At 67.5% G+C, this 11,067-nt stretch carries 13 protein-coding genes; 9 read left to right on the top strand and 4 right to left on the bottom strand.

Annotated elements, in window-relative coordinates:
• Window positions 1–78 precede the first annotated feature (78 nt).
• The 6 genes from O4N75_RS07210 (at window position 79) to O4N75_RS07185 (ending at window position 3,272) form a co-directional block, all read left to right on the top strand.
• Entirely contained in the window at window positions 79–450 is a 372-nt protein-coding gene (locus O4N75_RS07210) for a hypothetical protein (RefSeq protein WP_269628674.1), read from the top strand.
• Window positions 451–459: 9 nt separating this feature from the next.
• Entirely contained in the window at window positions 460–633 is a 174-nt protein-coding gene (locus tag O4N75_RS07205; protein WP_269628673.1) for a hypothetical protein, read from the top strand.
• A 91-nt stretch (window positions 634–724) separates the two neighbouring features.
• The gene (locus O4N75_RS07200) at window positions 725–1,414 is read left to right on the top strand and encodes a nitroreductase (RefSeq protein ID WP_269628672.1); all 690 of its coding nucleotides are present in this window, start codon (window positions 725–727) and stop codon (window positions 1,412–1,414) included.
• A gap of 95 nt (window positions 1,415–1,509) precedes the next feature.
• The gene (locus O4N75_RS07195) at window positions 1,510–2,094 is read left to right on the top strand and encodes a CAP domain-containing protein (protein ID WP_348649544.1); all 585 of its coding nucleotides are present in this window, start codon (window positions 1,510–1,512) and stop codon (window positions 2,092–2,094) included.
• A 75-nt stretch (window positions 2,095–2,169) separates the two neighbouring features.
• Window positions 2,170–2,613: a c-type cytochrome gene (locus O4N75_RS07190; RefSeq protein WP_269628670.1), complete on the top strand. Its 444-nt coding sequence runs from the start codon at window positions 2,170–2,172 to the stop codon at window positions 2,611–2,613.
• A 53-nt stretch (window positions 2,614–2,666) separates the two neighbouring features.
• A complete protein-coding gene (locus O4N75_RS07185) occupies window positions 2,667–3,272 on the top strand; it encodes a peptidylprolyl isomerase (protein WP_269628669.1) in 606 nt (201 codons plus the stop codon).
• Between the two features lie 270 nt (window positions 3,273–3,542).
• Here O4N75_RS07185 and O4N75_RS07180 read toward each other — a convergent pair whose 3' ends face one another.
• A complete protein-coding gene (locus tag O4N75_RS07180; protein WP_348649532.1) occupies window positions 3,543–4,301 on the bottom strand; it encodes a hypothetical protein in 759 nt (252 codons plus the stop codon).
• A gap of 142 nt (window positions 4,302–4,443) precedes the next feature.
• Window positions 4,444–4,743 carry a hypothetical protein gene (locus tag O4N75_RS07175; RefSeq protein WP_269628667.1) on the bottom strand — a complete coding sequence of 100 codons (300 nt, stop codon included), beginning with the start codon at window positions 4,741–4,743 and terminating at the stop codon, window positions 4,444–4,446.
• Between the two features lie 40 nt (window positions 4,744–4,783).
• On the opposite strand from O4N75_RS07175, the gene O4N75_RS07170 reads away from it, so the two are divergent.
• Entirely contained in the window at window positions 4,784–5,422 is a 639-nt protein-coding gene (locus O4N75_RS07170) for a hypothetical protein (protein ID WP_269628666.1), read from the top strand.
• The gene (locus O4N75_RS07165; protein ID WP_269628665.1) at window positions 5,419–6,342 is read left to right on the top strand and encodes an HNH endonuclease; all 924 of its coding nucleotides are present in this window, start codon (window positions 5,419–5,421) and stop codon (window positions 6,340–6,342) included. The genes O4N75_RS07170 and O4N75_RS07165 overlap by 4 nt, the downstream gene beginning before the upstream one ends.
• Window positions 6,343–6,394: 52 nt before the next feature.
• Here O4N75_RS07165 and O4N75_RS07160 read toward each other — a convergent pair whose 3' ends face one another.
• The gene (locus O4N75_RS07160; RefSeq protein ID WP_269628664.1) at window positions 6,395–7,171 is read right to left on the bottom strand and encodes a type I restriction enzyme HsdR N-terminal domain-containing protein; all 777 of its coding nucleotides are present in this window, start codon (window positions 7,169–7,171) and stop codon (window positions 6,395–6,397) included.
• A gap of 185 nt (window positions 7,172–7,356) precedes the next feature.
• Here O4N75_RS07160 and O4N75_RS07155 point away from each other — a divergent pair, with 185 nt between their 5' ends.
• Window positions 7,357–8,343 carry a hypothetical protein gene (locus tag O4N75_RS07155; RefSeq protein ID WP_269628663.1) on the top strand — a complete coding sequence of 329 codons (987 nt, stop codon included), beginning with the start codon at window positions 7,357–7,359 and terminating at the stop codon, window positions 8,341–8,343.
• 8 nt (window positions 8,344–8,351) lie between these two features.
• Here the strand turns inward: O4N75_RS07155 and metH are convergent, their stop codons facing one another.
• Window positions 8,352–11,012: a methionine synthase gene (gene metH, locus O4N75_RS07150; RefSeq protein WP_269628662.1), complete on the bottom strand. Its 2,661-nt coding sequence runs from the start codon at window positions 11,010–11,012 to the stop codon at window positions 8,352–8,354.
• Window positions 11,013–11,067: the final 55 nt, after the last annotated feature.

The following is an 11,067-nucleotide window of genomic DNA, read 5'->3' as shown; positions in this document are numbered from 1 at the left end:
TTTCGCCCGATCCACCTTCCGGCGACGCCGTCGTACAGCTGCCGCGCAGGAGCTCTCGCACGAAGGAAGGACCTGCGTATGCGCCGCCGCTCGCCGCTCTTTGTCGCCGTCGCGCTGCTGGCGGCCTGGCCCGCCGCGGCCCAGCCGATCCTCACCCACCTCGCAGACGGCAACGACTGGAAGCGCTCCTCGATCGAGCAGCAACGGGCCTATCTCGCGGGCGTCTCGAACATGATCTCCGTCGGCGCCGCATGGGACGCCAAGAACTTGCCAGGCTCCGAACAGACGTTCTCGCGGACCGCCCAACGCGGCCTCAAGCACACCGATCTGGAAGAAGCCGTCCGCGTGGTCGACGGCTGGTACCGCGCCAACCCGACCCAGTTGAACAAGCCCATCCTTTCCGTGGTCTGGCGCGAGATCGCCAAACCGCAATTTCCTCCGGCCAAGTAGGACCCCGACATGAACAGGCTCGGCTCCACCTTCGCGGCGATCGCCCTCAGCGTGATGCTCGCCGCCTGCGCCACCGCCACCGGCGCCGCCGTCGGGGCGGGGATTGGCAGCCTGTCGGGCAACGCCGGCAAGGGCGCGGCCATCGGAGGCGCCGTCGGGGCCGTCGTCGACATCATCGACTAGCGGCCCGCGCCGTCGGCTCGCCGCGCGGCGCGCGAACACAGCCCCATTGGCTTTCGCTGCGGAATGCTGGCAGTTCTCTGCGCCTGCGCCAATGAATCTGGGCCCCATCATGCAGTTCGACGACGTCATCCTCGGCCGCCGCAGCATCCGCGGCTACAAGCCCGATCCGGTCCCGCGCGCGCTGATCGAGGAGATCATCGGCCTGGCCATGCGCGCGCCCTCGTCGATGAACACCCAGCCGTGGAACTTCTACGTCCTCACCGGCGAGCCGCTGGACAGGATCCGCGCCGGCAACACCGAACGCAACCTGGCCGGCATCCCGCACTCGCGCGAGTTCCGCACCGGCGAGGCCTTCGCCGGCTCGCACCGCGATCGCCAGGTCGGGGTCGCCAAGCAGCTGTTCGCGGCCATGGGCATCGCCCGCGAGGACAAGGAGATGCGCCAGGACTGGGTGCTGCGCGGCTTCCGCCAGTTCGACGCCCCGGTCTGCGTCATCGTCACCTACGACCGGGTGCTGGCCGGCAGCGACGACACCCCGTTCGACTGCGGGGCGGTGACCACGGCCCTCGTCAACGCCGCCTGGTCGCGCGGCCTCGGCGCGGTGATCAACAGCCAGGGCATCATGCAGTCGCCGGTGGTGCGCGAGCACGCCGGCATCGCCGACGACCAGGTGATCATGAAGGCGGTCGCCCTCGGCTGGCCCGACGAGAGCTTCCCGGCCAACGCCGTGGTCTCCGAACGCAGGTCGGTGGACGAGGCCACGGTGTTCGTCGGCTTCTAGAGCCGGCGCGCTTTGCCGCAGGGCGCGGCCGGCGCGAACCCCGCTAGAGCTTGGCCGGGGGACGTCTGACTAGCTGGAGTTCGTGCGTGGTCACGATGTCCCTTCGCGCGCGCCTCGCCGTGCTGCTCGCCGCGCTCGCCCTGCCGCTCCCCGCCCAGGCCCGCGGGCTGGAGGCGCAGGTGCTGGCCGAGCTCAACTACGCCCGCGCCAATCCCGCCCGGTACGCCGACGAGCTGTCGCAAGCCCTGGATTCGGGCGGCTGGGCGCTGCGCGACGAGGACCCGCGCGTGGTCGACGAGGCGATCGGCTTCCTGCTGGCCCAGCGGCCGCTGCCGCCGCTGCGCGCCCATGCCGGGCTGCAGGCCGCGGCCGGCGCCCATGTCCGCGCCCAGGCCCGCCGCGGGACCGAAGGCCACGGCGCGGCCGCCGGCGGCCTGGCCGCGCGGCTCAAGACCGAGGGCGTCTGGGCCGGCCTCAGCGCCGAGGCCATCTCCTACGGCTACGCCGAGGCCCGCGAGGTGGTGGTCCAGCTGATCGTCGACAGCCGCGTCCCCGGCCGCGGCCACCGCAAGACCATCTTCGGGGCCGGCTACAGCCTGGCCGGCGTCGCCTGCGGCCCGCACGCGGCCTATGGCGCCATGTGCGTGATCGACTTCGCCGGCGCCCTGGCCCCGCGCTGAGCAGCCCCCGTCCGCCGGCGCGAGAGTTTGACGCCCGTCTAGGCGCCCGCCCCCCGCCGGCCCTAGAGTGCGCCGATGTCCCGCGTACCCGCCTTCCTCTGCGCCGGCCTGGTCGCCGCCCTGGGCCTCGGCGCCGCCGCCCTGCAGCAGACCCCCCGAACCTCCGAGACCGCCCGCCTCACCGCCTGGCCGCAGACCGCCGCCATGCCGGCCTTCGGCGACACCGGCGAGCTCGCCCCCTCGGAGATCGCCGACCTCACCGAATACGTCCTGGCCCTGGCCGGCGCCCCGCGCGACCAGGCCGCCATCGTCCGCGCCGTGCCGCTCTACCAGGCCCATTGCGCGTCCTGCCACGGGCTCGGCGGCGAGGGCGCGGAGATCCTCGGCACGCCCGACCTCACCCGCGGCCAGTTCCGCTATGCGACCGACGCGGACGGCGTGCAGATGCAGATCTGGCACGGGACCGACGGCCGCGGCCCGCTGCGCGAAGCCGCACGCCGCGGCCGCCCGAAGGGCTGAACCGCCCCCCGATCCCTGCTAAGCCGAACGCCCCCGCCGCCGAGGAGCCCAAGATGGACGCCCCCACCCGACGCCGCCTGATCGCCGCCGGCGGCCTGATCCTCGCCGCCCCGCAGAGCGCGCTGGCCGCCGCCGCCAAGCCGCGGGTGGCCATCAAGACCCCGCGCGGCGTGATCGTCGTCGAGCTGGAGCCGCGCCGCGCCCCGCTCACCGTCGCCAACTTCCTGCGCTATGTGGACGCCAGGTCCTATGACGGCGGGACCTTCTTCCGCGCCGCCCGCACGCCGGGCGCAGCCAAGGACGGCACCATCGTCGGCGCCCCGGACGCCAAGGTCCGCCCGTTCCCGCCGATCGCCCACGAGAGCACGACCAAGACCGGCCTGAAGCACCTCAACGGCACGATCTCGCTCGGCCGCTTCGCCACCGGCACGGCGACCAGCAACTTCTTCATCTGCGTCGGCGACCAGCCCTATCTCGACGCCAACCCGGCGGCCAAGGGCGACAACCTCGGCTACGCCGCCTTCGGCCGCGTGGTCCAGGGCATGGGCGTGGTCGAAAAGATCCTCTCCCTGCCCACCAACGGCGAGACCAAGTTCAAGGACCAGCGCGGCCAGTGGCTCAAGCCCCCGGTCCCGATCACCACCATGCGCCGCGCGTAAGGAACCCGCCGCGAAGGCGGGGAGAGGAGCAGACGCCTGCCCCCACAACGCACCGTCCCCTCGCCCCCGTGGGGGAGAGGGCTAGGGTGAGGGGGGCCACAGCCCCTCCGCATCGCCGCCGCCGACCCAGCAGAGCGCCGCTCCGCGCCGCCTCCCCTCACCCAACCTCTCCCCTCAAGCGGGGAGAGGAGAAGATGTTCGCACCCTGCCCCCAAACGTCCCCTCGCCCCCGTGGGGGAGAGGGCTAGGGTGAGGGGGGCCGCGCCGCCGCTACTCCAACTCCCGCCAGCCGCCGCCCGGCCCCGGCACGAAGTTCACCAGCTCGATCCCGAACGGCTGCGGCCCGCTCTCCCCGTCGCGCTCGCCCTCCGCCGCCGGCCCCAGCATCCGCCGCACGCCGTATTTCTTCGGCTCGATCAGGGCCAGCCGCCAGCGCAGCACCTGCACCCGCAGCCGGTCGCCGCGCACGGTGTCCTCGGTCGCCTCCATCGCCACCTCGTAGGCCAGGTCGAAATGAACGTCGGCGGCGATCTCCTTGGCGCGCACGTACATCTCGCGGAACCAGTCCTCGCGCCGCGCCCAGCCATAGATCGAGCCGGCGCAGGGCATGTCCGGATCGGCCGACAGCGCCAGCACGCTCTCGCCGCCGGCGATCCTCAGACAAATCTCCTCGGCCAGCTCCGGGGTCAGGATCGAGACGCTGCCCCCGCGCCGCCGCTTCGGCGAGGCCTGGGCCATCATCCGCCGCCAGAGCTTGCCGCTCCCCGGCGCCAGGTCCGCCTCCCGGTCGGCCGCGATCTGCCGCCGCCGTCCCTCCTGCTTGGCGGCCTCGAACGCCGCCCCGAACTCAGGATCGCGCAGCGCCCAGTCGCGGAACGTCCGCCGCGACGGCATCCCCGGCTCCCGAGCCAGAGCATGCTGACTCTCCCCCGCCGCCACCCGCGCGCAGATCTCGCGCCCCAGCTCCGACGAATACCGCACAGGCGCCCGACCCCCGGCCCGCCCAGGCCCCGGCAATGACGAAGGCATCAAGCCCCCACGACAGCAAATGAGAAGGCTTCAGTGTCTCACAGCCGCGCCGAAACGCAAGAACAAAATGGGAACATGTAAGGCGTCATCCCGGTTTCGGCGAAGCCGAAGACCGGGGCCCACCAGATCGCGCCGGCACGCCTCAGCCCTCGCCGCCCGCCGCGTCCTCCGCCATCACGTGCGGATAGTACTGCCGGTCCCAGTCGTCCGGCCGCAGCAGCACCTTGCCGTGCCGAAGAACCTGATCGTCTTCATGATAGGCCACCGCCGACAGCGGCACGTCGGTCGGCAACTCCGGCTCGTCATAGCCGTCGAGATGGAAGTGGTCCCACTCCCGGTTCAGACTCTGCAGCTCTCGAACCAGCAGGTCGCGCCCGGCCTCGTTCATCAGCATCTTGAAAGTCCCGTCGGGACGCAGACAGACCGTGACTCTGGGTTTCATTCGCTCAACCATGGCTCGAACGTGCAATGAAGCCCGAGCCATGTCCGACCGCAACCCGCTCCTGATCCCCGCCGGCTACATGCTCAAGGCCGCCCAGCCGCGCCCGACCTGGATCACCGCCCCGCACGTGCACGAGATCGCCTCGGTCAGCGGCTGCTTCGCCAAGCCCTTCGCCGACTACACGCGCTACTGGCGGCATAACGGGATGGATCTGTTCGACAGCCCGCAGGCGATCTTCGACCTCATCGCCGCCGAGGACCTCGCCCTGCCGACCGACCCGCGCCTCTACTACTACGAGGCCTTCCCGCTCGAACTCGCGTGGAACACCCAGCACCTGCCCGACGAAGGCTGGCGCCCCTACCCGACGGACGAGCTAGCCCCCACCCATCCGGTCCCGCCCGCCGAAAAGCACCTGCTCGGCTACGACGTCATCGCCTACGGCGACGTCATCGAGTGCTCGCCGCTCTCCTGCAACGCCATGGCCGACCAACTCCCGGTCAACGCCCACTGCCTGTTCGACACCTTCGACGCCGCCAAGGCGGCCATCGACGGCGAGCGTTTCGTCGGCTGCGAGGAGGGCAAGTACCGAATCTTTGCGGTGCATGCAGTGGGGGCAGAGCCCTTCACTCCGGGCGCAACTAAGCTCTACTTTGCGATGCAAGATGGAGTGCGTTCGTGAAAGCCGTTTTCGATGTTAAACCCGGATCGGGGTACGATGACGACATCACCCACCGCTACCACTTTCCCGCTAGGAGCAACTACCTCGAGGCTGCACGCAACGCGGTCGGCGACTGGGTGTTGTTTCGCGAACCCCAACGCAATGGTGGCCGACGGGCCTATGTTGCGACGGCGCGCGTAGTCGGCGTTCAACCCGACATTGATCGTGCAGGCCACTACTACGCCTACGTGGCCGACTACCTTGAATTCCCGACGCCCGTACCCCTCGTGAGGAACGGACGCTACGCCGAGGCGTCGCTGCGCGAAATTCCCGACCCAAATCGCGTCGGGCAGGCGCTACAAGGCAAGTCGATGCGCGCCATCCTCCCGGAGGACTTCAACGCTATCGTGCTAGCCGGGTTGAGTGAGACGCTGGCTCCAGAGAACGCCATTCGTCTCGGTCTCGACTTTCCCACGGCCGAATTTCCTCCGTTGCCTACGGACTACGGCGTCGCCGAAACTGCGGAACGACGCATCGAGGAAATGCTGGTGAACCGGAAAATCCGCGATGCCAACTTCCGCCTTGAGGTCTGCCGAGCCTACGACGACCGCTGCGCGGTGACGGGCCTAAAGATCATCAACGGCGGCGGTCGTGCCGAAGTCCAAGCGGCGCACATCAAGCCAGTGGCGGTCGGCGGCCCCGATGTCGTCCAAAATGGCATCGCGCTTTCAGCGACAGTTCACTGGCTGTTCGACCGCCATCTGATCTCCATCGACGAGAACCATCGTCTGTTAGTAGCTCACAACCGGGTGCCCACCGAACTGCGGCGACTATTCAGACCGGAGCATGAAGGCCTGCACATGCCGACGGAGCGGCGGCATTGGCCACATCCAGCGTTCTTGGCGCATCATCGCGAGGCGTTTGCCGGCGCAGTACATTGAGCGCTCAAAGCTCCGCGCTCGCCGACCGGCTTGCCGTGCTCTAGGGGACCACCTACTCCGCCGCCTCAGCCGCCCTCTTCGCCACACGCTGCAACTTCTGCTCTGCCTTCTTGATCCGCGTGCGCGCGTCCTGCACCCGCTCCCCGTCGACGACGACCTCGCGCTTCAGCACGCCGTTGACCAGCAGGTCTGCGATGTCAGCGGGCTCAACCTTCAATTCCGGAAACAGCCGCCGCATCTCCCGCCGCACAACGCCGACCACCGACTCCGACAGCAGCATCTGCGCGACAGTGAAGTGGTTCACCACCTGCTGATGCTGGTGATAGGCGCTGATCGCGTTGGTCGGCAGCCCCTCGCGCGCCAGCAAGAACAGTTTCTCCAAGTCGCCTTGCGACTTCGGATTTAGCTCCGGCAGGGTGAACCTCGTGATCTCATCCCAGCTGATCGGCTGAGCGAACTCGACCTTGTAGAAGCGCCACTCGACGGCATTGGTCAGGATGATCCACTCAATTCCTTGGTGAGCACCATAGTTCACCGCCTGCCGCAGATGGGCATCGCTCAGCGTGCTGCCCGCGCCCTTCACCTCAATTAGGAACCGGATGCTACCGTCGATCTGGATGGCTAGGTCGCAGAACGTGCCACGGATCTGCTGCTCGCTGGTCAGTTCTGCGTACTTGTCGTAGCCGAATACATCGGCCAGCACGTCCTTTACCACCGTCACGGTGTCGGCCTCGGACACATCACGACTCCGGTGCGACGTGACGATCCCCTGATAGGGCTTCAGCTTCGCTTGGACGCGATCGATGAACTTCTTGGGCAACTTCGCCATACGCACCTCCCCAGCACAGCTAAAAGGTTCGGATGGTGAGACCTATCCGTCAAGGTTGCCAAAGCGCGCCTTGCAAGCAGTAGGGCAGTCCCACACACTCCCCCGAACTCGCCGGCATACAGCTCTCGTCGATCTTGAGGCCGCTTCGCAGGTGCTAGCCCTCGTCCCGACCTCTTAATCAAGGCATGCAACTGATCGATCCGACTTCCTCATCGTCCGTCGAGACCGGGACGTATTTGGCGCTATGGCTCCCCACAAAGGCTCAAGCGGCGTTGAGCTCGGCCTGGACTCTCGCGAACAGCGGCTTCGCAATAGCGCTTCTTTCGGCATTGGCCGGCTCATTCGCAGGGGCCTACGGAGCGCAATTGATCGCCGAGCGCGATGCCGCCAGACGGAGGGCTCTCGAGGAGCTTCGCGCCACAAATGCCGCCTCGTCTCTAGCCATATTCACGGTCAACGCGCTCATCGCGCTTAAGCGGCAACACCTTCGACCGCTTCTTCAGCAATACAGGACAGATCGAACGCGCTTTATCGAGACGATCACGTCAGGCCGCGGCGGATTGTTCGCATACACCGCCGACTGGCAGATTTTTCCATGGACCGAAGTACCGACCGACGCTTTGACGGAGCTAATATTCAATCGTATAGACGCAGCACACCCTATCACGCTTATCAATATGCTCAACGGGACTATTGAACATCTTCGAAAAACTTTGAAGCAACGCGACGATTACGTAGCACAGATGTTAGCCCGTGGTGCCATCCCAGCGCCAGAAGCCGCGGCACTCTATTTTGGCCAACGCATGCCCGATGGCCGACAAGACAGCCGCTATCCAGACTTACTGGACGCGGCAGAGAACTACGTCGACTCTGCCATTCTATTTGGCACAGTGCTCATTGAACGGCTTATCAAGCATGCGGAAATGGCTGTGGAAAAGATGGGAAAAAGGGCTCCGCACGTAATCCGAGCGAACTTTGCAGCTCCCATGGACGACGGCCTCATCCCCGCACCGGGAGAGTACGCGGAAGTGCTAACGAACATGGGAGTGGACCCAACCACAGCCCTGCAATCGCTACGTCTAGATGCTGAGGGGCGCCCCTTGGCCTCGGGTCACCGGGCTAGTCTCAGACGTCGATTCACGAGCGCAAAGAAGCGAAACGCAGCTCTTTGAAACGCCCCCTACGGCTCGTAATTCAGGATCGGCGCCAACCAGCGCTCCGCCGTCTTCAGCTCCCAACCCTTGCGCGCCGCATAGTCCTCGACCTGGTCCTTCTCGATCCGGCCGACGCCGAAATAGTGCGCCTCCGGGTGGGCGAAGTAGAGGCCTGAGACGCTGGCCGGCGGGTTCATGGCGAAGCTTTCGGTCAGCTCCATGCCGGTCGCCGCTTCGGCGTCCAGGATCTTGAACAGGGTCGCCTTTTCGGTGTGGTCGGGCTGGGCCGGGTAGCCGGGGGCCGGGCGCACGCCGCGGTACTGTTCGGCGACCAGGGCGTCGATGTCGAACGGCTCCTCCGGGGCGTAGCCCCAGAGCTCGGTGCGGACCTTGCGGTGCATGGCTTCGGCGAAGGCCTCGGCCAGGCGGTCGGCGAGCGCGGTGGCGAGGATCGCCGAATAGTCGTCGCCGGCCTCCTTGAATTTCCTGGCGACCTCGATCTCGCCGTGGCCGGCGGTGACGGCGAAGCCGCCGACCCAGTCGGGCTTGCCGCCGACCGGGGCGACGAAGTCGGCCAGCGCGACATTGGCGCGGCCGCCGTCCTCGCGGCTCTTGTCCTTGGGCATCTGCTGGCGAAGGCTGTGCAGCCGGGTCAGCTCGGCGCTGCGGGACTCGTCGGTATAGAGCACGATGTCGTCGCCGTCGGCGGCGGCCGGCCAGAAGCCGACCACGCCTCTGGCCTCGAACCACTTCTCCTCGATGATCTTCTTCAGCATCTCCTGGGCGTCGCGATAGAGGTCGCGGGCCGCCGCGCCGACCACGTCGTCCTCAAGGATCTGCGGGAAGCGGCCGATCAGCTCCCAGGAGGCGAAGAACGGCGACCAGTCGATGTGGCGGGCCAGTTCGGCGAGATCGTAGGCGACGAAGCTGCGCGTGCCGAGGAAGCTCGGCTTGGGCGGCGTATAGGCTTCGAAGTCCGGCTGGAAGGCGTTGGCCCGCGCCTCGGCCAGGCTGGCGCGGGCGCGGGCGCCCTGCCCTCTGGCGTAGCTCTCGCGGACCTTGGCGTAGTCGGCGCGGGTTTCGGCGGCGATGCGGTCCTTCTCGGTGGGCGAGAGCAGGCCGGCGACCACCCCGACCGCGCGGCTGGCGTCGAGCACATAGGTGGTGGAGCCGGCCTTGTAGGCGGGCTCGATCTTGACCGCGGTGTGGGTCTTTGAGGTGGTGGCGCCGCCGATCAGCAGCGGGATGGTGAAGCCGCGGCGCTCCATCTCGCCGGCGACATAGACCATCTCGTCGAGGCTGGGGGTGATCAGGCCCGAGAGGCCGACGATGTCGACCTTGTGCTCCAGCGCCGCGTCGAGGATGCGGTCGGCCGGGACCATGACGCCGAGGTCGATGACCTCGTAGTTGTTGCACTGCAGGACCACGCCGACGATGTTCTTGCCGATGTCGTGGACGTCGCCCTTGACCGTGGCCATCAGGATCTTGCCGGCGCTGGACTGCGGCTGGCCGTCCTTCTCGGCCTCCATGAACGGCATCAGGTAGGCGACGGCCTGCTTCATCACCCGCGCCGACTTGACCACCTGGGGCAGGAACATCTTGCCGGCGCCGAACAGGTCGCCGACCACGTTCATGCCGTCCATCAGCGGGCCTTCGATGACGTGCAGCGGGCGCTGCGCGGCCTGCCGGGCCTCCTCGGTGTCGGCGTCGATATAGTCGGTGATGCCGTGGACCAGGGCGTGGCTGAGGCGCGAGGCGACGGAGGCCTGGCGCCAGGCCAGGTCGACGACCTTGGCCTGGCCCTTCTCGCCCTTGTACTTCGGCGCCAGGTCGACCAGCCGCTCGGTGTTGGAGACGTTGGTGCGCTGGGGCCGGTTGAGGATCACGTCCTCGACGGCTTCGCGCAGCTCCGGGTCGATGTCGTCATAGACCGGCAGGTCGCCGGCGTTGACGATGCCCATGTCCATGCCCGCGGCGATGGCGTGGTAGAGGAACACCGAGTGGATCGCCCGGCGGACCGGCTCGTTGCCGCGGAAGCTGAACGAGACGTTGGAGACGCCGCCCGAGACGCGGGCGTAGGGCAGGTTCTGCTTGATGGCCCGCGTGCCCTCGATGAAGTCGACGGCGTAGTTGTCGTGCTCCTCGATGCCGGTGGCGACGGCGAAGATGTTGGGGTCGAAGATGATGTCTTCGGGCGGGAAGCCGACCTGCTCCGTCAGGATGTCGTAGGCGCGCTTGCAGATCTCGTACTTGCGCTGGGCGGTGTCGGCCTGGCCGACCTCGTCGAAGGCCATGACCACCACGGCCGCGCCGTAGCGCAAACACGCTTTCGCTTGTTCTATGAACTTGGCCTCGCCTTCCTTGAGCGAGATCGAGTTGACGATGCACTTGCCCTGGGCGCAGCGCAGGCCGGCCTCGATGACCTCCCACTTGGAGGAGTCGACCATGATCGGCACGCGTGCAATGTCAGGCTCGGCCGCCAATAGGTTGAGGAAGGTCCGCATGGCCTGGACGGAGTCCAGCAGACCCTCATCCATATTGATATCAATGACTTGCGCGCCCGCCTCGACCTGCTGGCGCGCGACCGACAGCGCCGCGCTGTAGTCGCCCTCGACGATCAGCTTCTTGAACTTGGCCGAGCCGGTGACGTTGGTCCGTTCGCCGACATTGATGAAGGTGGGGCGCATCGCAATCAAACCGCTCATCCCCGCGAAGGCGGGGACCCAAGCTGAATTAGAAATC

Origin of the sequence: Phenylobacterium sp. NIBR 498073, assembly GCF_027286305.1 — a bacterium.
Classification (GTDB): Bacteria; Pseudomonadota; Alphaproteobacteria; order Caulobacterales; family Caulobacteraceae; genus Phenylobacterium.
This window is presented reverse-complemented; position numbering and strand designations above follow the sequence as displayed.